The following is a 25,644-nucleotide window of genomic DNA, read 5'->3' as shown; positions in this document are numbered from 1 at the left end:
CGCTCGAACGTGTCCGGTGCATCGACTGCGGTGATGTCCGAGATTTGCGCGACGTCGAGCTTCGCGGCGATACGCGGGGCAATGTTCTTGCCGGACGCGGTGGCCGGCGCGAGGATATGCGAGTAGTCCTTCGCTGCATCTTGCACAAGCGTCAGCACGGTCGCTTCGACGTTTTCCGCGAGGCCCGCGGCCAGTTGGGGTGCGTCGGCGAGCAGCACCTTCGAAACGCCGACGATCTTCGCTGCCGCATCCGCTGCGGCCTGCGCGTTGTGACCCGCGACCAGCACGTGAATATCACCGCCGATCTTCTGCGCCGCTGCGATCGTGTTCAGCGTCGCGGCCTTGATCGACGTGTTGTCGTGTTCTGCAATTACCAGATTCGTCATTTGCTCTGTCTCCGTGTCGACTGGAGTTAGCGCTTTAGCGCTTACGTCAGTCCCATGCAACATAGTTGCCGTTCTACTTACAGCACCTTGGCTTCGGTCTTCAGCTTCTCGACCAGCGTCTTCACGTCCGGCACCTTCACACCGGCGGAGCGCTTCGGCGGCTCTGCGACTTTCAGCGTCTTCAGACGCGGCGCGACGTTCACGCCGAGGTCTTCGGGCTTGATCGTTTCCAGCGGCTTCTTCTTGGCCTTCATGATGTTCGGCAGCGTCACATAGCGCGGCTCGTTCAGGCGCAGGTCGGTGGTGACCACGGCCGGCAGCGTCAGCGATAGCGTTTCCGCGCCGCCGTCCACTTCACGCGACACAGTAGCTTTACCGTCGGCAACCACGACCTTCGACGCAAACGTAGCCTGTGGCAGATTCGCGAGAGCCGCGAGCATCTGGCCGGTCTGGTTCGAGTCGTCGTCGATCGCCTGCTTGCCGAGGATCACCAACTGCGGCTGTTCCTTGTCGACCAGCGCCTTCAGCAGCTTCGCAACCGCGAGCGGCTGCAGGTCTTCATTCGATTCGATCAGGATCGCGCGGTCCGCGCCGATCGCCAGCGCGGTACGCAGCGTTTCCTGCGCCTGCGTGACACCCGCCGACACGGCGATCACTTCAGTCGCGACGCCCGCTTCCTTCAGACGAACTGCTTCTTCAACGGCGATTTCGTCGAACGGATTCATCGACATCTTCACGTTGGCAATGTCGACGCCCGTACCGTCCGATTTCACGCGGACTTTCACGTTGTAGTCGACCACTCTTTTCACTGCTACCAGGATTTTCATCGTGTCTCTTCAATGAATATGGAAGTTCAATCGAACTTATATTGTCCGGGGCCCATTTCGCGTCGTGGCGATCAATAGGTATAAATGCCGCGACCGCTTTTTCGTCCCAGATCTCCGGCATCCACCAACTGTTCTAAAAGCGGCGCAGGCCGGTACTTTTGATCGTTGAATTCCCGGCACAGCACGTTCATGATCGCAAGCACCGTGTCCAGACCGATGAGATCCGCCAACGCGAGCGGACCGACCGGATGGTTGGCTCCCAGCTTCATACCCGCGTCGATTTCCTCTGCGCTCGCCACTTTTTCGTGCAGCGCGAAGATCGCTTCGTTGATCATGGGCACCAGAATCCGGTTGACGACGAAGCCCGGCGAGTTCTTGACGTCGATCGGTGTCTTGCCGATACGCTTCGCGAGCGCGACGGTACTATCGAACGTCGCATCGCTCGTTTGCGCGCCGCGAATCACCTCGATCAACCGCATCATCGGCACGGGGCTGAAGAAATGCATGCCGATGAAACGGTCCGGATGCGACAGCGCCGCAGCGAGCGCCGAGACAGACAGGGAAGACGTATTCGTAGCCACAATCGCGTCGGGCCTGACGAGCGAATCCAGGCGTCGGAGAATGTCCTGCTTGATCTTTTCGTTCTCGGTGGCGGCTTCGATCACCATGTCGCACTCGCCGAGAGAGGACAATTGCGCGCTTCCGGTGATGCGCGACTGAATCGCGGATGCCTCCTCCGCAGTGAGATTGGCCTTCGACACCATTCGGTCAAGCGTTGCCGCGACGCGGTCCATACCGCGTCGTATCGCCGTTTCATCGATATCGTTGAGTACGACGTTAATTCCCGCGGCCGCGCAGACGTGAGCAATGCCACATCCCATCTGTCCGGCGCCCACGATGCCTAGTGTTCCTATCGTCATATCGCGTTCCTCTGACGCAGTGCGTCTATCTCCGCCGGCGTCGTGGCGAGCCAGTCCGACAGTACTTCCTCCGTGTGCTGGCCGAGCGTAGGCGGTGCTTGTCGGTACTGCACGGGTGATTCCGACATCCGGATCGGGTTCGCAACCAGCGGCACCTGTTTCGCGAGCGGATGCGGCAGCTCGATACGCGTATTGCGCGACTGCACCTGCGGATCCGCGAACACGCGGTCAAGCGTATTGATCGGGCCACAGGGCACGCCTGCCGCTTCCATCGCGGCGATCCATTCGTCGGTGGTGCGGCCGACGGTAATTCGATGAATCGACGCGATCAGTTCGGTCCGATGCTTCACACGCTGCGGATTGGTTGCAAATCTTTCGTCGACGGACCACTCGGGTTGGCCCAACGTTCTGCACAAACTCGCGAACTGGCTGTCGTTGCCTACCGCGATGATCATGTAGCCATCGGCGGTGGGGAACTCCTGGTACGGCACGATGTTCGGATGCGCGTTCCCCATGCGGCGCGGTACGGTGCCGCCAATCAGATAGTTCGCTGCCTGATTGGCGAGGCATGCGATCTGCACGTCGAGCAACGCGAGGTCGATATGCTGTCCTTCTCCGGACTGCTCGCGGCGCTTCAACGCGGCCAGCACTGCGACGGTCGCATAGAGTCCCGTCATGATGTCCGTCAGCGCGACGCCGACCTTCAGCGGCCCCGCGCCTTCGGTGCCGTCCTCCCGGCCGGTCAGGCTCATCAGGCCGCCCATGCCCTGAATCAGAAAGTCGTAACCCGCTCTCGACGCATAAGGTCCGGTCTGGCCAAAACCCGTAATCGAGCAATAGACGAGGCGTGGATTCGCTGCCTTGAGACTTTCGTAGTCGAGCCCATACTGCGCGAGCCCACCCACCTTGAAGTTCTCGAGTAGTACGTCCGCCTTGCTCGCCAGCTCGCGCACGAGTCGCTGCCCTTCCGGGTTGCCGAGATCGATCGTGACCGAGCGCTTGTTGCGGTTCGCGCTCAGGTAGTACGCCGATTCGCCGGTCGAGTGGCCGTCCGGATCGTTCAGCCACGGCGGTCCCCATGCGCGGGTGTCATCGCCGACACCGGGACGCTCCACCTTCACCACGTCGGCACCGAGATCGGCCAGCAGTTGACCAGACCACGGTCCTGCGAGTACTCGCGACAGATCGAGAACCCGCACGCCGGCGAGTGCTCCTGGATGGAAAGTGTCTTCTGTCATATCGTTCAGAAAGCCGCGATGCCGGTCATTGCGCGGCCCAGTATCAGTGCGTGGATATCGTGGGTACCTTCGTAGGTATTGACCACTTCGAGGTTGACGAGATGACGGGCAATGCCGAACTCGTCGCTGATCCCGTTGCCGCCAAGCATGTCGCGAGCGATGCGGGCGATGTCGAGTGACTTGCCGCAAGAATTTCGCTTCATGATCGACGTGATTTCTACCGATGCCGTGCCTTCGTCCTTCATACGGCCAAGGCGCAGACAACCTTGCAGACCGAGCGTGATTTCGGTTTGCATATCCGCGAGTTTCTTCTGCACCAACTGGTTCGCCGCAAGCGGTTTGCCGAACTGCTTGCGATCCAGCACATACTGACGCGCGCGATGCCAGCAGTCCTCCGCGGCTCCCAATGCGCCCCACGCGATGCCATAGCGCGCGCTATTCAGACAGGTGAACGGCCCCTTCAGACCGCGCACGTGTTCGAACGCGTTCTCCTCCGGACAAAACACTTCGTCCAGCACGATCTCTCCGGTAATCGACGCACGCAGGCCGACCTTGCCGTGGATCGCGGGAGCGGATAGTCCCTTCCAGCCCTTTTCCAGCACGAAGCCGCGAATCGCGCCTTCGTCGTCCTTCGCCCAAACGACGAAGACGTCCGCGATCGGGCTGTTGGTGATCCACATCTTGCTGCCCGTGAGCTGATAGCCGCCCGCGACTTTTCTCGCACGGGTCACCATTGCTCCAGGGTCCGAACCGTGATTCGGCTCGGTCAGCCCGAAGCAGCCGATCCATTCACCGGACGCGAGACGGGGCAGATATTTCTGCTTGAGCGCTTCGCTGCCGAACTCGTTGATCGGCACCATCACCAGCGAAGACTGGACGCTCATCATCGAGCGATATCCCGAGTCGACGCGTTCCACTTCACGTGCAACGAGTCCGTAGCTGACATAGTTCAGCCCCGAGCCACCGTAGGCCTCGGGAATCGTGACGCCGAGTAGCCCGAGCTCGCCCATCTCACGGAAGATCGACGGATCGGTCTGTTCGGTGCGAAATGCTTCCAGCACCCGGGGTGCAAGACGCTCCTGGCAATAGGCGCGCGCTGAGTCGCTCACCATCCGTTCGTCGTCGCTCAGCTGCTGCGTCAGCAAGAGGGGATCGTCCCATTGAAAAGACGAAGACTTGTGCGTTTGACTCATTTTGGTTCGCCGGAAAGTGTCTGGTCGGCTACTCTAACCGCGCATAAATGGCCCGACAAACGATAAGTTGGCACCGACCTGTGCGAAAATCGCACAGGTCGTTTCTTCTGGAGTACGCCATGCGCCGCAAGATTCCAAATACCGCCGCGCTGTCCGCTTTCGAGACGGCAGCGCGTCATCAAAGCTTTACGAAAGCCGCGGACGAGCTCGCGGTCACGCAAAGCGCGATCTGCCGTCAGATCGCTTCGCTGGAAGAATTTCTGGGTCTCAAGCTGTTTCGCCGGGACAGGCGCGGCGTGGCGCTCACCGAAGCCGGTCTTGTATATAGCCGCAAGGTGGCCGCCCGCCTGGACGACGTGGAGCGCGATACATTGGATTTGATGGCCGCCGGCGGGCAGGGAAGTACTCTGGAAATCGCGGTGGTGCCGACGTTCGCCACGAAATGGTTGCTGCCGCGCATGCCCGGGTTCGTCGAGGCCCACCCGGACATCACAATCAATCTCTCGACTCGCACACGCCCGTTCCTGTTCGGCGACACGGAGTTTGACGCGGCGATCTACGCGGGCTCCGCGGCCTGGCCGGGCACGAACAATCGCTTCCTGACGCGGGAGAGTCTGATTGCCGTGCGCAGTCCGCATTTGAGTCTGCCGCGGCGCAAGCTGACTGCCGCGGACTGGAGCAAGCTCCGGCTTCTGCAGCAAAGCACGCGTCCGTACGCATGGCGCGACTGGTTCGCGTCGCGTGCGATGCACGTGGACGGCGATATGTCGGGGCCGCGGTTTGAATTGTTCTCGATGCAGACGGAGGCGGCGATCCAGGGCATGGGGGTCGCGTTGATTCCGCGGCTACTGATAGAAGACGAGTTGCAGCGCGGCGCTCTCGTTCCGGTAGAACAATATGATTATCTAAGTGACCGGTCGTACTACCTGATCTATCCGGAGCAGAAAGCGGACGCCGCGCCGCTGGGCGTCTTTCGCGAATGGATCGAAGATCAGGCGCGTAGTTATCGGGAACCGCTGGGTTTGGGGTAGGGGGCTGTTCACGACCGCCGCGTCGTAGCAAAAACAAAAAACCTCAGCGCTCACCCGCCAAAGCAACCGACCGAGGCCCACCCAGCACCTGACACAACATCGCCAGATCCCGGATCGTCAAATGCGGACGCGAAGCCTTTGAACTCCCAGCTTCCGCCTCGGTGAAACCATCCCGAACAAGCCAGGCCGCCTGCAAACCGGCATTCAGCGCCCCGACAACATCAAGATCGAAATCATCCCCAACATGCAGCAACTCCCCAGGCGGCACGCCAACCGACATGGCCGCTTCCAGGAAAATGCCCGCATCGGGTTTCCCACAACCGAACCCCTCGGCGCTCAGATGCGCCCGAAAGAACTCCCCGCATCCAGTTAGCTTCAGATCGGCATTGCCATTAGTCACCGCGACGAGCGGAAACCGCGCACCAAGCCAGTTCAACGCCGGCAAAACGTCTTCATAGAACTCGACCTTCTGCCGGGCCAGATAGAACACTTCATACGCGGCATCCGCCAGCGCAACGTCTTCCTTCGCCAACTCCAGCGCGAGCCGGATCGAGCCCAACCGCAACGCCCGGAAATTGCCAGCCAGATCCGGGCGCGAAAGTTCGTGTTCGTCGCGCAGCGTTCGGAGCGCCTGCGCAGTGGGCAGCGCCAGAGCAGTTCCCGGCGCCTGCTCAAGCAGCCACGCGTGAAGAGCGGCTTCAGCCCGTGTGACCGCCGGCCCGAATGGCCAAAGCGTGTCGTCCAGATCGAACGAGATGGCCGATACCTTATTTAGACGCATAGCAATTGCAGAAGTGATTTGGCCATCCGCATACGGTCGGGGACGGAAGCCAGAACTATCGAGCAGCCGAGCCGCCAGGCGTTGAACTCAATTTCGCCAAAGCGCCCGGCAGCAGTCATCAAACCGACGCCGTCGTCAGCGCGCAGAACCGCTCAAGGTCGATATTGCCACCGCTGATAAGAACCCCGACACGCTTGCCTTTCAACGCATCCTTCATATTCAGCGCTCCCGCCAACGAAAGACACCCAGTCGGCTCCACGATCATTTTCATCCGGACAGCGAAGAATTTCATCGCGTTCACCAGATCGGCATCCGATGCCGTCAGGATGTCGTTCACATCGCGTTTGATGATGGAGAACGTGTAGTTGCCGAGATGCTGGGTCTGCGCGCCATCGGCGATGGTCTTCGGCGTGTCGATATGCACGATCTCGCCGCTGCGGAACGACTGCTGGCCATCATTGCCCGCTTCCGGTTCGACGCCGTACAACACGCACTGCGGCGCCAATGCTCGGGTCGCTAGCGCGCTGCCCGACAACAGACCACCGCCGCCCAACGGCACGAACAGATAATCGAGCGCGCCGACTTCCTCGAACAGCTCCTTCGCAGCAGTCCCTTGTCCCGCCAGGATGTCCGGATGGTCGTAGGGCGGAATCAGCGTGAGGCCGTGTTCTTCCGCCAGACGCCGGCCGATTGCTTCGCGATCCTCGGTGTAGCGATCGTAGACGACCACGTTCGCGCCATATCCTTTCGTCGCGGCGACTTTCGCCGCGGGGGCATCGTGCGGCATCACGATGGTTGCCGGAATGTCGAGCAGCTTCGCCGACAGCGCGATCCCCTGCGCATGGTTGCCCGACGAAAACGCGACCACGCCGGCTTTGCGCTGTTCGGGCGAGAACTTCGCAAGCGCATTGAAGGCGCCGCGGAACTTGAACGCGCCCATTCGCTGAAGGTTCTCGCATTTGAAGAACACTTGGGCGCCGGTGATTTCATTCAGCGTGCGCGAGGTTTGCACCGGCGTGCGATGCGCGAGGCCGGCGATCCGGGCGGCAGCCGCCTCGACGTCAGCGTAGGTGGGAAGCTCGAAGGTAGTCATGTCGGACTCGAAAGTGGATTTGATTTACCAGGGCCATGCGATGGACGTGCCGAGACGCTCTGTCTGCGCATGCCGATAGAGAAACTCTGCAACAGTGAGGTCCTGTAGTGCAAGGCCGGTCATATCGAACACGGTGATGTCGGTCGCGGCGCGCTCGAAGGAGATCGTACCGGCAAGCAGGTCGCCGATTTCCGCGCACGCCAACGACGCAGCCCACTGGCATTCGCCGATGCCGCGCGCCTGAACCTCGTCGTCGACGAAAATGCGCGCCCGTTGCAGCACTCCGTCAGGCAGTTCGCGCTTGCCGTCGGTATCGGCGCCCACGCAGGTCAGGTGCGTGCCCGGCTGCACCGCATCGGCGTCGAACAACGCACCGCCGCCCGGCGTCGCGGTGATCACGACATCGCTGTTAGCAACGGCGGCGTTGCGATCTTTTGCAACGCCGATTGCGCAGCGGTCGTGAAAAGCGGCTTCGAACGCGGGGTCGGTCTCACCGGTGACGTTCACGTATTGAACCGTGCAACGTTGGGGCAGAAGTTTCAGTGCATATTGAAGCTGAACCCTCGCCTGAACGCCGGTACCGAATACGCAGATCCGCGAACTGTCCGGTCGCGCGAGTTGCTGCAGCCCTAAACCGCCGGCGGCGCCGGTGCGCGCGGTGGTAATCGCGTTGCCGTCCATGATGCACAGCGGGCGGCCCGTTGCAGGGTCGAACAGCGCAATGGTCGCTTGATGCGGCTCGCCGCCGGCGCCCCGGTTGGCCGGCCAGAATCCGGCCGCTTTAAAGCCGAGGAGGTTCCGGCTCGCGACGTCGCCGGACTTGATGCCGAACACGGCACCCGTATGCAGCTTCTCGCGCACGACGGGGAAAATCCGTCCGGCTCGTTGGCTGTGCAGAATGAATGCTTCGCGAACCGCGGCCATGACCTGCCCGGCTTGCAGAGCGGGTTCTACTACATCGCGGTCGAGAAGGAGCAGCTTTGCATCGGTCGGCATGGTCTTAAGGGTTCCCAGTTGGACGGCTCGGCAGGATATACATTATGTCCAAATATGGACGAAATATCAAGGCGCTCGTGCCGGGTAGGTGGAAAGCCCGTTCGGCTCACGCTGAACCAATATTCGCATAATCACGGCTGATTTCCGCCCTCCACGCGATCACCAGGCGACAATTTTCCGCGCGCGCGACTGGCAAAGAGCCTATACAATGCGAAAAATTCTGGATAAATCGTCCAATGGCCAAGCGCAAACTCACCCGCGAGCAGCAGACAATCCTCGATCAGGTCAAGCACATTGCCGCGGGTCTGGGCGAAACACTCGCGCCTTTTACCGAGGTTGTGGTCCACGATCTGCTGCATCCGAAGAACGCGATTCTCTCGATTCACAACAACCTGTCCGGACGGCAGGTCGGCGATCCGGCGACCGAACTCGGCCTCGCGCGCATCGCCGATGCCGGCTACCCGCAAGTGCTGGCGAACTACGCCAATCGTTTCGCGGATGGCCGCCAGGCCAAAAGCACGTCGATTGGCATCAAGGATTCGGATGGACACTACATCGCCGCGCTGTGCCTGAATGTCGACGTGACGCTGTTCCGCGGCATGGCCAACATGCTCGAACAGTTTTCCGCGCTTAAAACAGACGGCGTCAACGAATCGCTGGAGCGGTCGGGCGCGGAGTCGCTGCGCGAGCGGATCGACCGGTTCGCGGTCGGTCTCGCGACCACGCCGCAAGCGCTCCGCACCGACCAGCGCCGGGCGTTGATGCAGGCGCTGAGAGAGGAGGGCTATCTCGACCTGCGGCGCTCGATGGAAACAGTCGCCCAGCATCTGGGCGTCTCGCGCGCGACGGTCTATAACGACGCCAGATAAGCCAAATGCCGCCCGTCGCGGCATTTTTTTCGAATCGTGAACCATCTGTGGAATGGAGGCCTCTGCGTCACGAAGGCCTGCTTTCAGTTGCTACTAGAATCGCTAATGAAGCGCGCTGAACACCATCAACGCACTTTCCGGTCAAACGCAACACTGTCCCGCGTAGACACCGCTACGCGGTCAAAAATGGGAGTTTCATCGTGAATGAAGACGACGCACTGTTCAACAAAGGTTTGCCGATTCGCCGCGAAGTACTCGGCGCGGAGTATGTGGATGCATCGATGGAGAAAGCCGACGCGTTCATGATGTCGTTCCAGCGCGCGACCACCGCATGGGCGTGGGGCTGGGCGTGGGGCGACGAGACGCTCGACCGCAAAACGCGCAGCCTGCTCAATCTTGCGATGCTCACTGCCGCCGGCCACACCAACGAACTGAAGCTGCATGTAAAAGGCGCGCTCAACAACGGCGTGAGCGTCGACGAAATCAAGGCGACACTGCTGCACGCAACCGCCTATTCCGGCATTCCGCACGGCCTCAGCGCATTCAAGGCGGCGCACGAAGTGCTGGTCGCCGAAGGGGCACTGAAGTAAATCGATCGCGATCCGCGATCGACTCACCACTCACAGCGTCATCCGGTGGCCGCGGCGGCGGCCACCTTATTCAACGCAACGGCCGCTATTGATATCGCGGCTGCCCCTCCTGACCCTGCGCGGCGCGTTTCGCGTCGAGCCGCTGCTTCGCGGCGAGCACGCTTTCCGGGTAATGCACCCAATCGATCGGGTAATAGCCGACGGCGGTCAGATCGACCACCTCCTGCCGTACCTGCTGACGCGTCGTCGCGCCCTGACTGCTGGTTTGCGCGACCGATAGCGTCGCCACCGGCGCGAGCGCGACTGCGACCGCGCAGATCTTCAAAGTCGTCTTCATGTTCGGCACTCCTTGCGGCGTCGGGCGACGCCCGGTTCGTGACTTTGCGGCGTGACTTTACATGGCAGTACGGAGCATCACGGGGCCGTACACGAACGAGTATAGGAGCGCGTTTTCTTCGCTGGGACGGGGCTTTTCAGCCGGCGTAACGGCCGGCGTCGCTGGTATTTTTCGCATGCTTCGCAAACCGGCCCGCTCGTTTCCGGCTAGCTGTCAGCAAGTCTTGCGACGCCCACGCGTATACCAACGGTCGATACAACGCGCTCGCCGCAAGACACGCCAAGCCATTTCCGCCGCTAGGTGAAAACGATGATGAGCATGGCGGCCGATTTCCTTGCGCGTCAGGGGCTTATGGCTCAGAATCAGAAAAAATTCCACGAGACGTTTGTGGCATATTTAAAGCGGCATTTGGTCCAATTAATCAGCTGCGACGCTCGGCTCGCGCCGGCGTCCGCCCGGCGCTCGCGGCGGAAACACACAGGAGACGATGAAATGGAAGAGCTCACCAGCCTGAATGTGCGGGCGGGTAAGGTCGGCGGCAGTTGGTATCGACGATGGTTCCTGCTCTTGCTGATCCTGGTATACGCGTCGAGCTTCGTCGACCGGATCATCATCGCGGTCGTGGGTCAGGCGATCAAGGTCGAAATGAACCTGACCGATTTCCAGCTGGGTCTGCTTGGCGGGCTCGCGTTTTCGATCTTCTACACCACGCTCGGCATCCCGATCGCGCGGCTCGCCGAGCGCTTCAACCGGGTCGTGCTGATCTCGATTTCGATCGTCGCGTGGTCCGCGATGACCGCGCTGTGCGGCACCGCCGGCACCTACTGGCAGTTGCTGCTGTACCGGCTCGGCGTCGGCGTCGGCGAGGCGGGCAGCACGCCGACCGCGCATTCTCTGATCGCCGATCAGTTTCCGCCGGCGCGGCGCGCGAGCGCGCTCGCGATCTACGCGCTCGGCCCGCCGATCGGCGTGATCGCCGGTGCGTTGGGCGGCGGCTGGGTGGTCCAGCATCTGGGCTGGCGGCCGGTGTTTTTCGTGGTCGGTCTGCCGGGCCTGATCTTCGGCCTGCTGACCTGGTTGACGCTGCGCGAACCGAAGCGCGGCGGCGCCGAGCCCGACCTGAAGCTGGTCTCGCAGGAGGTGCCGCCGCTGAAAAAAGTGCTGGCGCTGCTGATGTCGAGCAAGGTGTTCGTGCAGATGCTGCTCGGTACCGTGGTCGGCGCGTTCGCGCAGTACGGGATCAACATGTTCATCCCGGTATACCTGGTGCGCGTGTACGGGATGGGCTTCGCGCAGGCCGGGCTGATCTTCGGCCTCGTGGTGGGGATCGGCGGGATTCTGGGCAATACGCTCGGCGGCTATTCGGCGGACTGGGCGAGTTCCCGCGACCGTCGCTGGTATGCATGGGTGCCGGCGCTCGGCACGTTCGCCGGCTTTCCGCTGATGGTGCTCGCGTTCCTGCAGCACGACTGGCCGCTCGGCGTCGGTTTGCTGTTCGTCGCGACGCTGCTGCTGAACGTGTGGAACGGGCCGACCTTCGCGATCGTGCACGGTCTGGTCGAGCCGCGCATGCGCGCCACCGCGGCGGCGATCGTGTTTCTGCTGATGAACCTGATCGGCCAGGGCTTCGGGCCGGCGACGATCGGCTTCCTGAGCGACCGCTTCGCGGCGCGGGCATTCTCCGGCGGCGACTATCGGCTGATGTGCAGCGGCCAGGGCGGCGGCGCGCACGCGGCGCACGGCGCGGCAGCGGCGGTGACCGATCCGATTGCGCTGGCGTGCCGCGATGCGTCGGCGGTCGGCGTGCGCTACGCGATGCTCACCTTGACCGTGGTGCTCGCGTGGGCCGCACTGCATTACTTCCTCGCGTCGCGCCATATGCGGCGGCGCTAAGCCGCGCGGAGCGGCCGGTCCCGGCCGCTTCCGCGGGTGTTTCTGCTCGTCGCGGGCGCTTTCGCTAGCGCTCGCGGCATCTTCCAGTACCGGCCCCGGCGTCCGCCGCGCGGCCTGATTCCGATCTCTTTCCCTAGGTTCTTTCCATAGGCCCGCCCGTGGTCCGCCTTTGCGCGTGGCAAGACGGCGGCGGCCTGCGACGGCCGTGGCCGGCGTTCGTCCGCCGCCGACGGCCGCCGCCCGCGCTCGTCACGCAAAAAATCGCTGCCCGCCGGCTGCCCGCTCTCACGACCTCGTGGAACGCGTAAACCCGAATTATAAATGCCAAAAAGCGCAATTAGTATCTGTAAAAAACAACGTGGTATTTATTAAAAGTAGTGTGGTATTCATAAGGAGATAGACGTGAAGAGACTGACCGCAGTTGGGGCAATGACGCTGGCCATGACCGGGGCCGCGCACGCGCAGAGCAGCGTCACGCTGTACGGCATCATCAGCACCGGGATCACCTACATCAGCAATCAGGGTGGCTCCAGCAACGTGAAGCTGGATAGCGGGATCAACCAGGCGAGCCGCTTCGGTCTGCGCGGCGTGGAAGACCTCGGCGGCGGACTGCGCGCGGTATTCACGCTCGAAAACGGTTTCGACCTGAGCACCGGCAAGCTCAGCAACGGCGGCGCGCTGTTCGGCCGGCGCGCGTACGTGGGCCTGTCCAGCGACCGCTTCGGCACGTTGACGGCCGGTCACGACTACGACTTCATCTATGACTTCGTGACGATGTATTCGAACGTCGCGCAGTTCGCGCCGTCGTACTCGTTCCACCTTGCATACGACGTCGACCGCGTGGCCGGCGAGCCGGTCAACAACGCGATCAAGTACAAGTCGCCGTCGCTCGGCGGCTTCACGGTCGGCGCGATGTACGGCTTCAGCAACGTGGCCGGCTCGTTTGCGGGCGCGCCGAACAATCCGCGCGTATACAGCGCGGGGATCAGCTATGCGCCGACCGGCAATCCGACGCTGCCGTTCTCGCTGGCGGCCGCGTACACGAAAACCGACGGCGCCAACGGCACGCTCGCGCAGATCGCGCTGAACGCGAAATCGATCGAGACCGCGGCGGTCGCCGGCCGCGTGCAGTTCGGCAGCGCCGCGGTCAACGCGATGTACACGTACACCAATGCGACGCCGACGCTCGGCGGCGGCGCGCTGCTCACGCACGTGTTCGAAGGCGGCGTGACCTACCAGTTCTCGCCGTTCCTGAATACCGGCGTCGGCTATGCGTACGTCGACCAGCGCAACGGCAAGTTCCATATCGGCAGCGCGGGCGTCGATTACCGGTTGTCGAAACGCACCGACGTGTATCTGTTCGGCACCTACCAGCATGCGTTCGCGGGCGCGGGCAAGGCCGGCAACTTCCTCGTCGTGACCCCGGCGACGACGGTCGGCTATTCGTCGAACAGCAATCAGGCCGCGGTGCAGCTCGGGATTCGTCACCTGTTCTAAGTGCTGGGCCCAGGTATCAGGTCAGGTTCGGGCCAGGGATCAGGCCAGGGATCAGGCCAGGGAATCAGGCCAGGGAATCAGGCCAGGGAATCAGGCCAGGGATCAGGCCAGATATTGGGCGAAATACCGGGGCCGCTTCAGCCCCCGCGCCGCGCATGCGTGTCCCGGCTCGGACACGTATGCGGCGGCTGTCGATCGAATATGCCAACAAGGTATGATTGGTGTTGGCTAGAATGCTTCCGGTGTGCTGGGTCCGCGTTTTGCGGGCGGCGCGGGGATTTCGGCGCAGCCCGCGCGGTCCGGCCCGCCCCGCGCATTCGACGACAAATTCAATATCACTACCCCAGGCAGGACTAACGATGAATCAGGTTCCGAGACCGAGCCGCTCGACCGAGATCAAATCGATTCTCGAAACAGAAATAGAACAGGGCGAGTTGCCGCCGGGTGCATCGATGGACGAGCGTGCGCTGGCCGCGCGTTTCGGCGTGTCCCGTACTCCCGTGCGCGAGGCGCTGCAGCAGCTGGCCGCGCAGAGCCTCGTGCAGATCGTGCCGCGCCAGGGCGTGTTCGTCGCCAAGATGACCGTGCCGCAACTGCGCGAGATGCTGGAATTGCTCGGCGAAATGGAGGCGGTGTCGGCGAAGCTCGCGGCGCGGCGGATGAACGACACGCAACGCGATGCGCTGACGCGCGCGATCAACGCGGGTGTCGAAGCACTCGAAGCAGGCGACGGCCGGGGCTTCGCAAAGGCCAACGAGGTGTTTCACGACGTCATCTACGCGGCGTGCCACAACGAATATCTGGCCGATCAGATCCGCTCGATTCGCAGGCTGATCGGCCGTTACCGGCCCAAGCTGTTCTTGACGCCGGTGCGTCGCGCGAAGGCGCTCGAAGAGCATCGCAAGCTCGGCGACGCGCTGCTGTCGGGCGACGAAGCGGCCGCGCAAACGCTGATGATGGAACACGCGCCGGTCGGCGCGGCGGGCTTTTCGGAGTTTCTGGCGACGTTGCCGCCGGAGTACTTCAGTACCGCGGCGCCTGTGGCGGCGGACTTTTCCGGCGCGGGCAATAGCGGCGCGTTGGCGCCGCAGGATAACGCGGGCTAGCAGTGAGGGAGGGGCGGTCGTTACCGCCCCATGACCCACGCCCTACGCCCTACGCCCTACGCCCTACGCCCTACGCCCTACGCCCTACGCACTACGCACTACGCACTACGCACTACGCACTACGCCCTACGCACTACGCCCTACGTCTCACGTTCGCGCGGGCATCGACGGCGCCTGGCTAGTCCGGCTTCAACACGAAACAAGCGCGTGCATCGTTTCCCAATAGCGGCTCTTCGGCAAGAGCCTGCTCCGGAGCTCGATGAATTGAAGAAGCTGGCCAGAGTTCACCAGACAGGCCTACGCCGCCCGTATTGTCGAAGGACTCGCGAGCGCGCCGCTGCAAATTCATCATCTCTACGCCACCTCGAACGTTCGATCCTCGTCGATGAGGAAGCGACCATCGCTATACAGATTGCCCGCATGAAGCGGGGCAGCCGAGTGTAAACTGAGCGCCTTTCCCAATGCGCGGACTCGCCGATTTGCCTTATTCGCCGATTCGCCGGTTCTCGCGAATGCTCAGGCCGTTCGACCGCTGGGATACTCAATCGAAAAGGAATCGCATGGCAAAGAACGAAATCGTCTGGGGTATCCTGGGCGCCGCCAAGATCAACGACAAAGTCGTCGTGCCGATGCACCACGCGCCCAAATGCCGGGTAAAAGGCATTGCTTCGCGCTCCGCGGAGAAGGCACGCGAAGCGGCGGCGAAATATGGTCTGGCGGTCGCATACGACAGTTACGAAGCACTGCTGGCGGACCCGGAAATCGACGCGGTCTATATTCCGCTGCCCAATCACGTGCACGTCGAATGGACGATCCGCGCCGTCGAGGCCGGCAAGCACGTGCTCTGCGAAAAACCGCTCGGTCTGAACGCTGAAGAGATCGACCAACTGATCGCCGCGCGCGAGCGCACCGGCCGCTACATTCAGGAAGCGTTCATGGTCCGCACGCACCCGCAATGGTTGCAGGTGCGCAGCCTGATCGACGACGGCGCGATCGGCGAATTGCGGGCCGTGACCGGCGCGTTCACTTATCACAACACGAACGCGGACAATATCCGCAACCGCCCGGAATTCGGCGGCGGCGGTCTGCTCGATATCGGTTGTTATCCGATCACGACGTCGCGTTTCGCGCTGCGCCGCGAGCCGACGCGAGTAGTCGCGCTGATCGATGAAGATCCGGTATTCAAGGTGGACCGGCTCGGTTCGGTGCTGATGGACTTCGACGGCGTGCAGGCGAGTTTCTTTTATTCGACACAGACGCAGCCGTATCAGCGGATGCAGTTCCACGGCAACAAAGGGCGGATCGAAGTCGAAATTCCGTTCAATGCGCCGAACGATCGACCGAGTCGCCTGCTGCTGAGCGAGCGTAGCGACGAGGGCGTCCTGACCGAACGCTGGCTGGAAATTCCGACCTGCGATCAGTATGGAGTGGCGGCCGCGACGTTCGCCGACGCGATCCTGAGCGGTACGCCGCAGGCCAATTCGCTCGAAGACGCGCGCGCGAATATGCGCGTGATCGACGCGGTATTCCGCTCGGGCCGCTCGGGCGCGTGGGAAAAGATCACCACTCAGTAAGCGGAAAAAAACCGGCGCGGCCATCGAGCCGCGCCGGCCAACGGAAGCGCTGGGAGCCCGCTTCCACGCCTTCAACTCAAGCAAGCGTTTGCAGATCGGCGAACTTCTTTCCTTCGCGTGCGAGCCGTTCGAGCAGCGGCGCCGGCTTCCACCAGTAGCCGTCCTCCTGGTAAAAACGCGCGATATCCCGGTACACGTTGTCGAGCCCGATCTGATCGGCGTAATACATCGGGCCGCCGCGTTTGGCCGGAAAGCCGTAGCCGGTCACATAGACGACGTCGATATCGCTCGCGCGCAGTGCGATGCGTTGTTCGAGCAGTTTCGCGCCTTCGTTGATCATCCCATACACGCAGCGTTTGATGATCTCCTCGCGTGAGATCGCGCGGCGCGTAATACCCATGCGCGCCGACTCGTCGACGATGTACTGCTCGACTTCGGGGTCGCGATGCGGACTGCGGTCGCCGGCTTCATAGCGATACCAGCCTTTGCCGCTTTTCTGGCCGAGCCGGCCCATCTCCACGAGCTTCATGATCAGATCGTTCCAGCGCCGGTCGGTCGGCCGCGTCGCCATCTGCGCCTTGCGGGTCTGATAGCCGACGTCGTTGCCGGCCATGTCGTGCACCGCGAAGATCCCCATCGCGTAGCCGAAGTCCTTCAGCGCGGCATCCACCTCGTGCGGCAGCGCGCCGTCCTCGACAAGGAAATGCGCTTCGCGGTTGTAGTTGCGAAACAGCGCGTTGCCGATAAAGCCCGGATAAACGAGCGAATACACCGAAACCTTGCCCATTCGCCGGCCCAACTCCATCAGCGTGATCACCGCGTCGTCCGAAGTCTGGTCGGCGCGCACCACTTCGAGCAGACGCATCACGTGCGCGGGGCTGAAGAAGTGGGCGCCGACCACATCGTGCGGGCGCCGCGTGACCGCGGCGATCTCATTGATGTCGAGACCCGACGTGTTGGTCGCGAGAATCGCGCCGGCTTTCGCGTACTGGTCCAGCTCGCGGAAAATCCGCTGTTTGAGGCTGAGATCCTCGAATACCGCTTCGATCACGATATCGGCGGTTGCGACATCGGCGAGCGCGGTCGAGCCGGCGATCAGCGCGAGCCGCTGATCGCGCGTGGCCGGATCGAGCTTGCCGCGCTTGATGCTTTGCTCGTAGTTGTCGCGGATGCGCGCGAGGCCGCGTTGCAGGCCGGCTTCGTCGGCATCGATCAGCGTGACCGGGATGCCGGCGGCGACGAGCGCCATCGCGATCCCGCCGCCCATCGTGCCGGCGCCGATCACGGCGGCCCGTTCGATGTTGCGCGGCTGCACGCCGGGCGCCACCGGAATGCGGGCGGCGGCCTGTTCGGCGGCCTTCACGTGCGCGAGCGCGGCGGCGTGCTGCGGGTTCAGTTCTGCGGGGGCGTTCATGCGTCGATTACTCCGGCTTGACGAGCTTGGCGTTGCCGTCCACGAAATTCTGCAGACGCGCGGCGGTTTCGGGGGAGCGCATCATGTTCGAGCTCATGTACTCGAGGAACAGACCGTCCTCGTGCGACAGATCGTTCACGCGCGGCAGCAGGTTGGTGATGCGCCAGTTGGTGTCGGGCACGTTCTGCGCGATCTTCGCGGCGAGTTCGCGCGCTTTCGCGAGTGCGCCGCCCGGTTCGGTCAGGTACGTGATGATGTGTTCGCGCTGACCTTCCTCGGCGGTGAGCAGGCGGCCGGTCAGCATCATGTCGGCCATCATCGTGTAGCCGACCACGCGCTGGATCCGCACGGTGCCGCCGCCGCCGACGAAAATCCCGCGCTGCCCTTCGGGCAAGCCGAAGAAGCAGGTCTGATCGCCGACCCGCACGTGCGCGGCGGTCGCCAGTTCGAGACCGCCGCCGACCACCGCGCCATGCAGCGCGGCGACGAACGGAATCGGCCCGCGCGCGATGATGTCGAACACCTCGTGCCACGAGTGACGGCGGCGCTTTTTCGGCGGCGCGCTCTGGCCGCTCGCACGCGCCAGCGCCTCGCGCAGATCGAGGCCGGCCGAGAAGTTGCCGCCGTGGCCGAACAACACCGCGCACATCGCTTCGTCGCCGGCGCGATTGACCGCGTCGCGCAGCTGCGCGATCACTTCTTCATTGATCGCGTTGCGCTTGTCGGGACGATTCAGCCCGATCAGCGCGACCGCGCCGTCGAGTTCATAGGTAACCAGGTTTTCGCTCATACGGCGCTCCGTTGGAATTTGGGTCTTGTGAAAGTGTTCAGTTGCGCCGGGCCGCGCGCTTATGGATCGAGCAATGGATCGAGCAATGGACCGAGCAATGGATCGCGCTATAGATCGAGCACCAGCCGTGCGCCGCGGCAGCGCGATACGCACACCTGCATCGTTTTGCCGGCCGCCTTGTCGGCATCCGAAAGATAGGTATCCCGATGATCGATCTCGCCCGCGCAGACGGCGGTCGAGCACAGTCCGCAATAGCCGGCGCGGCAGTCGTACATCACGTCGGTGCCGTGTTCGAGCAGCGTGTCGAGCAGCGATTTGTCGGCCGCGACCGTCAGCACCTTGCCCGATGATTTCAGCTCGACTTCGAACGGCTGATCGCCTGCCAGCGGGGCGACTTCGGTGAACAGTTCGTAGTGCAGATCGCAGTCGTGCCAGCCGCGTGTGCGGGCCGCGCCCAGCACCGCGTCGATCATGCCGGCGGGCCCGCACACGTAGATCGGCTGATTGAGTTCGCAGCCGGCGAGCAGCGCGTCGACCGACAGGCGGCTCGTGGGATCGTCGTCCGCGTGCAGCACGAGGCGCTCGCCGGCGAACGCGCGCAACTCGTCGACGAACGGCAGCGCGTCGCGCGTGCGGCCGCTGAAATGCAGCGTGTAGTCACGCTGCTGCGCGTGCAGCTGGGCCGCCATCGCGGCCATCGGCGTGATGCCGATTCCGCCGGCGATCAGCAGCACCGCCGGCGGCGCGCCGAGCGGAAAGTGATTGAGCGGCGCGCGCACGGTCAGCGTGTCGCCGGCCCGCAGCGTATGCATATGCCGCGAACCGCCGCGGCCGTCGTCCTCGCGGCGCACGCCGAGCCGATACGCGCGCACGCCGGCGCGTGTATCGAGACCCGGTTCGAGGTTGATCAGCGAGTACGAGCGCCACTGCGGCGCGGCGCCGTCGCCGCCGGGGATTTCGACCTGCAGATGCGCGCCGGGCGCGTAGCCGGGCAGCGGCGCGCCGTCCGCGGCTTCGAGCGTGAAGGACTTGATCAGCGAGGTCGGCGCGTCGACGGATACAACGCGCAGTTCGAGAGTAGCAGCGAGCATCGGAGTCGTTCCGTGAGACTTAGCCGTCGGTGCGCGTCAGCACGCGCCAGTCGGTGCCGGCGTCCACCACGCCGCCGACCGACACCGCCTGGGTGTAATCGAGTTCGGGGCTGTCGGCGAGCGTCGGCGTTTTGCCGGCGATGAATTCGCGCGCCGCTTTCAGCAGTTGCGCGCGCACCCGCAGCACCGCGCCGTCGGCCGAACACAGTTGCTCCTGGGTGCGGTCGTAGATCGGCCCCTGGCCCAGGAACATCGCGAAGTCTTCGGTGCCCAGATGCTGGTAAAAGCCGGTCGCGTGACCGCGCTTCATCAGATCGCGGTTCTGGCCGAAGCTCTGTTCGCGCGGACCGGGCGGCAGCGGCGGGAAATTCCACACGTCCGGTGTGGCCGACATGATCGTCATGCCGAGCGGCCGGTGCGGGTTGTACTGGATGAACCACGCGCGGTGCGTGACGTCATCGACCGGGGTCGACAGAAACACCGTGGTTGGACCTTTCGCGTCGGGCGGGCAGATGATCCCGTACCACGGCATCACGAAGTTGTTCACGCGCGCGTAGACCTTGCCGTCCGGCGTGTCGCGCAGCGCCGCATAACGGTAGCCGTACGGCCGGTCCTCGAATTCGAAGCGCGGCGCGAGCGCCTTGCTCATCAGCATCCGTTCGTTGCCGCCGCCCGCGGTGATCTGCGTGGTCGACTCGTGCAGCACGCCGACGTGCGACGAATCCATCGACGCCTCGACCGCCTGCACCCAGTTGGTCGGCACCTCGACGCTGGTCACCGAACGATGTTCGGGCGGCAGGTCCATGAACGGCAGCGCCGGAAAACGCGGCGCGCTCTCGCCCTTGCCGAGCCACACCCACACCACGCCGCCGCGTTCTTCCACGCGATACTGGCCGGTTTTCACGCGCTTGCAGAACTGCGCCTGATCGCCGACCTGATTGGGCGCCTCGATCACCGCGCCGGTCGCATCGACCTTCCAGCCGTGGAAGATGCAGCGCAGGCCGTTGTGCTCGTTACGCGCCATCATCAGCGACGTGCGGCGATGCGGACACAGTTCGTCGACGAGCCCGACGTGACCGTCGGTCGCGCGAAACGCGACGTAGTTGGTGCCGAGCAGACGCACCAGCACCGGCGCGCCGTCCGCTTCGAGCCTGGCCGACGGCACGGCCGGAATCCAGTAATGCTGACGAATCATCTCGCCCATCGGCGCGCCGTTCTCGACGCGGGTGAGCAGTTCGTTGTCTTCGCGGCTCATTGCCATGGCCAGTTCTCCTTACGCGGCGCGCTAGCGCGTCACGCCTTGTAGTTGCGGAACGCACGCGTATAGACGCGCGTGCAGTTGCATTCGAAGATGTTCTTGCGCTGTTCTTCGCTCAACCATTCGATGCTTTCGATCACCGGCTTCATGTCGTCGTAGTCGCGGCCCGAGATCGGATCGCGCGCGCTGCCGGTGCCGGGCTTCTCGGTGCCGAACATCACGTTGTCGGTGCCGGCCACTTTCAGCAGCAGTTCGATCGAATCCTTCGAGTAGTTGCAGGTGTCGAAGTAGAGCTTTTTCAGCTGTTCGTCGAACGTTTGCGCGTCGTTGCGGCGCACCGCCCATGAACGGAAGCGGCCCATCTGATACGGAATCGCGCCGCCGCCGTGCGCGACGATGATCTTCAGACCCGGGAATTTCTCGAACACCTGCGATTGCAGCAGCGAAATCACCGCGATGTTCTCTTCGTTGATGAACTTCAGCGTGTACGACTCGCGCGGATTGCAGCTGCCGGCCGAGTGAATCAGCGCGGGCACGTCGAGTTCGGTCATCGCTTCATACAGCGGATACCAGAACGGATCGCCGAGGCCGGCCGGCGCCGGGCCATCGCCTTCGGTCGGGTCCGGGTTCAGCAGCGTGCCGACGAAGCCCAGTTCGTTCACGCAGCGCTTCAGTTCGGCGACGCACTTCTCGGCCGGCGACTCGTTCATGAATTGCGGCAGGCCGGCGACGCCGCGGAAGCGGTCCGGGAACATATCGACGAAACGTTTGATCAGGTCGTTGCAGTGGCGCGTCCACAACTCGGTCACGCGGGCCGGCTTGACCGAGTGCATTTGCAGATACGGGCGCGGCGAGATGAACTGCACGTCGGTGCCGACCGAATCCATGCTGCGCACCAGTTCTTCGGCCTGCTTACGGACCGCTTCGTCCGGAATGTTCGGCGTGGTCGACGGATTGGCGCGGCCGCCGACGAGTTCCGCCATATAGCGGAAGCTCTGCGGGGGCATGACGACGTGGGCGTGGGAGTCGATGATCATGATTGAGCCTTTGCTTTCGTTTCGAGGTGTTCAGTAGAACTACGGGGGGCGGTGCTCAGGCGATCACCGCGATGGTTTCGAGCTGGATCGCCATGCCGTGCTGCAGGTCCTGCACGGTCACGTGACGCGCCGGCCGGCGCTCGGGGTCGGGCCAGAGCGCGAGCCAGTGCGAATTGAGGTGCTCGCGCACCGAGTCGTCCTTCACGTGGATCGCGAGCTTCACCACGTGATCGAGCGTCGCGCCGCCGGCGGCGAGAAAGCGTTGCAGGTTCTCGAACGCGAGCCGGACCTGTTCGGCCGGCGTCGCGGCCAGCTGGCCGCTTGCCGGATCCTTGCCGGCCAGCGCCGACGAGCACAGCAGATTGCCCATCCGCGCGCCGACCGGGATCGGGACCTTGTGCGCGAGACCGGGGACGTCGATGGATTCAGGCATGAGTTCTCCGTGGGAAAGCGTGAGCGCGGCTCAGTCCGCGCTGACGTCGAAAAAGTGGCGCGGCACCGACGCGAGGAATTCGGAAAAGCCGGTGGTGCCGGCCGGCACGTGCTGCAGCATCGCGGCGGCGGCCTTCGCTTCGTCGCCGCTCTGGATCGCGCGGGCGATCTCGAAGTGCTCCTGCAGCGAGCGCGCGATCTGGCCGCGGCTGCGCAGATCGGCGATCCGGTAGCGCTCCGAGCGGCGGCGCGCGAGGCGGATCTGTCCGGCCAGATACTGATTGCGGCTGCCTTCGTAGATCAGTTCGTGAAACGCCGCGTTGGCGAGCGCGTATTGCTCGGGGTCGCCGGCCACGGCCGCCTGCTGGCAGGTCATCAGCGATTGGTCGAGCTGTTCGCGCAGTTCGTCGCTCGCACGGCGCGCGGCGAAGCGCGCGCACAGCGCCTCGAGTTCGCCGATGTATTCGAGCATCGCGCGCACATTGGCGATCGACAGCCGCGCGACCGTGATCCCCTGGCGCGGCGAGATCACCACCAGTTCGCGCGCGGCCAGGTGTTGCAGCGCTTCGCGCACCGGCGTACGCGATACGTTGAAGCGCGCCGCGAGCGCGCGCTCGTCGATCAGCGCGCCCGGCGCCAACTTGCCCTGCTCGATCTCGGCCTGCAGCGTGGCGCGGATATCGCTCGCAAGACTCGCCCGGCCGGGAGCCGGCGCATCGGCCACGGGGGCCGGTGCCGCAGCGCTCGTGACAGGGAGGGCGGTTGCAGATTTCATCGCGAAGACCGGTCCGGTATGTGATTGGATGATAAAAATATACCAATGTGATTCGGTGGCATGCAACATAGGGTTTTTATTCAAGCCTAAATAGGTCACTGGTTTTTGTTGATGTGGGTCGCCTTGAGTCCATATGGATCAACGGTTTAGCGCGTTTTGCTGGCGCCGCAACGCGTTCGCCTGGGGAAAGTACTAGGGTGGTTTTGAGGGGGCTGGTGTATTGAGAAGCCGATTTGTGTATGCCAGAATGCAACGCATGTGCCCCGGAACGGGTGTATCGCTTCAGGGCTTCCGATCCACTCCATCGAGTCAGGCAAGATGAGCAAGACCTTTACCGAGATGGCTGGCGTGCGCTCCGTCGAGCGCGTGCTGAGGCCGAAGTCGATTGCGATCGTCGGTGCGTCCGCCGATCCGCGCGCGTTTGGCAACTTCGTACTGCAAAACCTCGAGCGCTTCGGCTATGCGGGCGAGATTCATCTGGTGTCGCGCAGCAGCACGGAGATCAACGGCCGCGCATGCGTGAGCAGCGCCGACGCGCTGCCGCAAGGCGTCGATCTGGCGGTGCTGTGTATTCCCGAAGCGGGCGTGCTCGACACGGTGCGCACGCTCGGCACGCTGGGCGCCGGCGCTGCGGTGATCTTCGCGTCCGGTTACGCGGAAGCGGGCGAGGCCGGCCGCGTCAAACAGGAAGAGCTGGCGCGTGTCGCCGCGGCCGGCGGGGTCGCGCTGATCGGCCCGAACTGCATGGGCTTTACCAATTTCGCGGACGGCGTGCCGGTCACCTTCGAAGCGGTCGCGCCGTATTCGAACGATGGCCGCCGCGGCGTCGGCGTGGTCGCGCAAAGCGGCGCGATGGCCGCCAATCTGCGCGATGCGTTCATGGGCCGCGGCCAGCCGCTGACCGCGACGGTCTCGACCGGCAACGAAGCGAACCTCGGCATCGAAGACTATCTGGCGTGGTTCATCGCCGATCCGCAGACCAGCGCGATCGCGATCTACGCGGAGCAGATCCGCCGTCCGCAACTGTTCCTGCAACTGGCGCGCGACGCGCGCGCGGCCGGCAAGCCGATCGTGATGCTGATGCCGGGCAAGAGCGCGCGGGCCCGCGAAGCCGCGCAATCGCATACCGGCGCGCTGGCCGGCGATCACGCGACCGCGAGCGTGCTGCTGGCGCGCGAAGGCGTGGTGGTGGTCGATTCGCTCGACGAACTGTTCGACACCACGACGATCCTCGCGCGCTTCCCGGTCCCGCCGGCGGCCGGCACCGCGGTGATGACGGCGTCGGGCGCGGTCAAGAACATCACGCTCGACTTCGCCGACGATATCGGCCTGACGCTGCCGCCGCTGAGCGAGGCGACGATCGCTAAGCTCACCGAACTGTTGCCCGACTACGCGGTGGCCGACAACCCGATCGACTACACGACGATCGGCGTGCGCAACCCCGGTCTGATCGGCGAGCTGATCGACACGGTGCTGGCCGATCCGAATATCGGCTCTCTGGTGCTGTCGATCATGGCTGGCCCGGCGATCGCGCAGCGCGACAAGGCCGAACACCTGGTGCCGGCGCTGGCGCGCGCAACCAAGCCGGCGGTGTTGACGGTGATGGGCGACGACAAGCCGCTCGAAGAGTTCTTCTCCGAGGCGATCGCCGCGAGCGGCGTGCCGCTGTTCCGTTCGCCGGACCGCGCGCTGCGCGCGTGTGCCCGGGTCGCCGCTTACGGCGAAGCGCTGGCGCGCGCCGGCCGCGCCCGCACCGATCAGCCGGTGGCGTTGCCGCTGCCCGGCGCGGTGCCGGCCAACGGCATCTTCGCGGAATACCAGGGCAAGGGCTGGCTCGCGCGCGCCGGACTGCCGGTGCCGGCGGGCGATCTTGCGAAGTCGCTCGAACAGGCGCTGACGATTGCCGAACAGATCGGCTACCCGGTCGTGCTGAAGGCGCAGGCGAGCGAGCTGCCGCACAAGAGCGACGTCGGCGGCGTGGTGGTGGGTCTGGCCGATGCGGCCACGCTGCGCGCCGGCTGGGACAAGCTGCATACCAGCGTCGCCGCGCAGCGTCCCGACCTGCAACTCGACGGCGTGCTGGTCGAGGCGATGGGCCCGCGCGGTCTGGAGCTGGTGGTCGGCGCGAAGCGCGACGCGGACTGGGGACCGGTGGTGCTGGTCGGACTCGGCGGCATCTTTATCGAAGTGCTGAAGGACGTGCGTCTGCTGCCGGCCGATCTCGCCGAGCAGGACATCGTCGTGGAACTGGGCCGTTTGAAGGCCGCCGCGATGCTGCACGGCGTGCGCGGCTCAGCAGCGGTCGACGTGCAGGCGGTGGCGCGCGCGGTCGCCGCGATCGGCGAGCAGATGCGCGCGAACCCCGTGCTCACCGAGATCGACGTGAACCCGCTGGTCGCCTATCCGGACCGCGTGCTGGCGCTCGACGCGCTGGTCGTGTGCGGCGCTGATGGTTCGGCTCACGGTTCCGCTCAAGCTCCCGCGCATCACTAAAGCACCCCAGACAGAGGAGACAC

General features: G+C 63.9%; 23 protein-coding genes and 1 pseudogene. 8 read left to right on the top strand and 16 right to left on the bottom strand.

What is annotated here, in order from left to right; translation table 11 throughout:
• The 5 genes and pseudogenes from BTH42_RS14800 to BTH42_RS14780 all read right to left on the bottom strand — a co-directional run.
• Positions 1 to 386: pseudogene (locus BTH42_RS14800) on the bottom strand (electron transfer flavoprotein subunit alpha/FixB family protein); the annotation flags it as partial.
• A 77-nt stretch (positions 387 to 463) separates the two neighbouring features.
• Positions 464 to 1,213 (bottom strand): electron transfer flavoprotein subunit beta/FixA family protein, encoded by a 750-nt coding sequence (locus BTH42_RS14795; RefSeq protein ID WP_075300563.1) that lies wholly within the window; start codon positions 1,211 to 1,213, stop codon positions 464 to 466.
• A 71-nt stretch (positions 1,214 to 1,284) separates the two neighbouring features.
• Positions 1,285 to 2,133, bottom strand: coding sequence for a 3-hydroxybutyryl-CoA dehydrogenase (locus BTH42_RS14790; RefSeq protein WP_075300561.1), 849 nt, complete (start codon positions 2,131 to 2,133; stop codon positions 1,285 to 1,287).
• Positions 2,130 to 3,371, bottom strand: a complete 1,242-nt coding sequence (locus tag BTH42_RS14785) for a CaiB/BaiF CoA-transferase family protein (protein ID WP_075300559.1) — start codon at positions 3,369 to 3,371, stop codon at positions 2,130 to 2,132. The genes BTH42_RS14790 and BTH42_RS14785 overlap by 4 nt, the downstream gene beginning before the upstream one ends.
• A 5-nt stretch (positions 3,372 to 3,376) precedes the next feature.
• Positions 3,377 to 4,564, bottom strand: coding sequence for an acyl-CoA dehydrogenase (locus tag BTH42_RS14780; protein WP_075300557.1), 1,188 nt, complete (start codon positions 4,562 to 4,564; stop codon positions 3,377 to 3,379).
• A 119-nt stretch (positions 4,565 to 4,683) separates the two neighbouring features.
• On the opposite strand from BTH42_RS14780, the gene BTH42_RS14775 reads away from it, so the two are divergent.
• Positions 4,684 to 5,595 carry a LysR family transcriptional regulator gene (locus tag BTH42_RS14775; RefSeq protein ID WP_075300555.1) on the top strand — a complete coding sequence of 304 codons (912 nt, stop codon included), beginning with the start codon at positions 4,684 to 4,686 and terminating at the stop codon, positions 5,593 to 5,595.
• 43 nt (positions 5,596 to 5,638) lie between these two features.
• On the opposite strand, the gene BTH42_RS14770 is transcribed toward BTH42_RS14775, so the two are convergent.
• The 3 genes from BTH42_RS14770 to BTH42_RS14760 all read right to left on the bottom strand — a co-directional run bounded on the left by BTH42_RS14770 (position 5,639) and on the right by BTH42_RS14760 (position 8,465).
• The gene (locus BTH42_RS14770; RefSeq protein ID WP_075300553.1) at positions 5,639 to 6,376 is read right to left on the bottom strand and encodes an HAD family hydrolase; all 738 of its coding nucleotides are present in this window, start codon (positions 6,374 to 6,376) and stop codon (positions 5,639 to 5,641) included.
• A gap of 118 nt (positions 6,377 to 6,494) precedes the next feature.
• Entirely contained in the window at positions 6,495 to 7,469 is a 975-nt protein-coding gene (locus BTH42_RS14765) for a threo-3-hydroxy-L-aspartate ammonia-lyase (RefSeq protein WP_075300551.1), read from the bottom strand.
• Positions 7,470 to 7,493: 24 nt separating this feature from the next.
• Positions 7,494 to 8,465, bottom strand: a complete 972-nt coding sequence (locus BTH42_RS14760; RefSeq protein ID WP_075300549.1) for an ornithine cyclodeaminase family protein — start codon at positions 8,463 to 8,465, stop codon at positions 7,494 to 7,496.
• Positions 8,466 to 8,701: 236 nt separating this feature from the next.
• On the opposite strand from BTH42_RS14760, the gene BTH42_RS14755 reads away from it, so the two are divergent.
• Together BTH42_RS14755 and BTH42_RS14750 are read left to right on the top strand one after the other, a co-directional pair.
• Positions 8,702 to 9,334, top strand: coding sequence for a transcriptional regulator (locus BTH42_RS14755; protein WP_075300547.1), 633 nt, complete (start codon positions 8,702 to 8,704; stop codon positions 9,332 to 9,334).
• 200 nt (positions 9,335 to 9,534) lie between these two features.
• The gene (locus BTH42_RS14750; RefSeq protein WP_075300545.1) at positions 9,535 to 9,924 is read left to right on the top strand and encodes a carboxymuconolactone decarboxylase family protein; all 390 of its coding nucleotides are present in this window, start codon (positions 9,535 to 9,537) and stop codon (positions 9,922 to 9,924) included.
• An 85-nt stretch (positions 9,925 to 10,009) separates the two neighbouring features.
• On the opposite strand, the gene BTH42_RS14745 is transcribed toward BTH42_RS14750, so the two are convergent.
• Entirely contained in the window at positions 10,010 to 10,261 is a 252-nt protein-coding gene (locus BTH42_RS14745) for a DUF4148 domain-containing protein (protein WP_075300543.1), read from the bottom strand.
• A gap of 492 nt (positions 10,262 to 10,753) precedes the next feature.
• Here BTH42_RS14745 and BTH42_RS14740 point away from each other — a divergent pair, with 492 nt between their 5' ends.
• From BTH42_RS14740 to BTH42_RS14725, 4 genes are all read left to right on the top strand, one after another.
• Positions 10,754 to 12,154, top strand: coding sequence for an MFS transporter (locus BTH42_RS14740; protein ID WP_075300541.1), 1,401 nt, complete (start codon positions 10,754 to 10,756; stop codon positions 12,152 to 12,154).
• A 402-nt stretch (positions 12,155 to 12,556) separates the two neighbouring features.
• On the top strand, positions 12,557 to 13,651 hold the full coding sequence (locus BTH42_RS14735) for a porin (protein WP_256702033.1): 1,095 nt from the start codon (positions 12,557 to 12,559) through the stop codon (positions 13,649 to 13,651).
• 359 nt (positions 13,652 to 14,010) lie between these two features.
• Positions 14,011 to 14,757, top strand: coding sequence for a GntR family transcriptional regulator (locus tag BTH42_RS14730; RefSeq protein WP_083654806.1), 747 nt, complete (start codon positions 14,011 to 14,013; stop codon positions 14,755 to 14,757).
• A 560-nt stretch (positions 14,758 to 15,317) separates the two neighbouring features.
• A complete protein-coding gene (locus BTH42_RS14725; protein WP_075300537.1) occupies positions 15,318 to 16,331 on the top strand; it encodes a Gfo/Idh/MocA family protein in 1,014 nt (337 codons plus the stop codon).
• 76 nt (positions 16,332 to 16,407) lie between these two features.
• On the opposite strand, the gene BTH42_RS14720 is transcribed toward BTH42_RS14725, so the two are convergent.
• The 7 genes from BTH42_RS14720 to BTH42_RS14690 all read right to left on the bottom strand — a co-directional run bounded on the left by BTH42_RS14720 (position 16,408) and on the right by BTH42_RS14690 (position 23,128).
• Positions 16,408 to 17,745: a 3-hydroxyacyl-CoA dehydrogenase gene (locus tag BTH42_RS14720; protein ID WP_075300536.1), complete on the bottom strand. Its 1,338-nt coding sequence runs from the start codon at positions 17,743 to 17,745 to the stop codon at positions 16,408 to 16,410.
• Positions 17,746 to 17,752: 7 nt separating this feature from the next.
• Positions 17,753 to 18,535 carry a crotonase/enoyl-CoA hydratase family protein gene (locus BTH42_RS14715; protein WP_075300534.1) on the bottom strand — a complete coding sequence of 261 codons (783 nt, stop codon included), beginning with the start codon at positions 18,533 to 18,535 and terminating at the stop codon, positions 17,753 to 17,755.
• Positions 18,536 to 18,642: 107 nt separating this feature from the next.
• Positions 18,643 to 19,626, bottom strand: coding sequence for a PDR/VanB family oxidoreductase (locus BTH42_RS14710; protein ID WP_075300532.1), 984 nt, complete (start codon positions 19,624 to 19,626; stop codon positions 18,643 to 18,645).
• 19 nt (positions 19,627 to 19,645) lie between these two features.
• On the bottom strand, positions 19,646 to 20,887 hold the full coding sequence (locus BTH42_RS14705) for a Rieske 2Fe-2S domain-containing protein (protein ID WP_075300530.1): 1,242 nt from the start codon (positions 20,885 to 20,887) through the stop codon (positions 19,646 to 19,648).
• 32 nt (positions 20,888 to 20,919) lie between these two features.
• Positions 20,920 to 21,921 carry an amidohydrolase family protein gene (locus tag BTH42_RS14700; RefSeq protein WP_075300528.1) on the bottom strand — a complete coding sequence of 334 codons (1,002 nt, stop codon included), beginning with the start codon at positions 21,919 to 21,921 and terminating at the stop codon, positions 20,920 to 20,922.
• A 55-nt stretch (positions 21,922 to 21,976) separates the two neighbouring features.
• The gene (locus BTH42_RS14695; RefSeq protein ID WP_075300526.1) at positions 21,977 to 22,354 is read right to left on the bottom strand and encodes a RidA family protein; all 378 of its coding nucleotides are present in this window, start codon (positions 22,352 to 22,354) and stop codon (positions 21,977 to 21,979) included.
• A gap of 30 nt (positions 22,355 to 22,384) precedes the next feature.
• On the bottom strand, positions 22,385 to 23,128 hold the full coding sequence (locus BTH42_RS14690; protein ID WP_178392170.1) for a GntR family transcriptional regulator: 744 nt from the start codon (positions 23,126 to 23,128) through the stop codon (positions 22,385 to 22,387).
• A 318-nt stretch (positions 23,129 to 23,446) separates the two neighbouring features.
• Between BTH42_RS14690 and BTH42_RS14685 the strand changes: the two genes are divergently transcribed.
• On the top strand, positions 23,447 to 25,621 hold the full coding sequence (locus BTH42_RS14685; protein ID WP_075300522.1) for an acetate--CoA ligase family protein: 2,175 nt from the start codon (positions 23,447 to 23,449) through the stop codon (positions 25,619 to 25,621).
• Positions 25,622 to 25,644: the final 23 nt, after the last annotated feature.

Origin of the sequence: Burkholderia sp. SRS-W-2-2016, from assembly GCF_001931485.1 — a bacterium.
In the GTDB taxonomy this organism is placed as follows: Bacteria; Pseudomonadota; Gammaproteobacteria; order Burkholderiales; family Burkholderiaceae; genus Paraburkholderia.
Note: the sequence above shows the minus strand (reverse complement) of the source record. Positions and strands in the feature narration are given on the sequence as shown.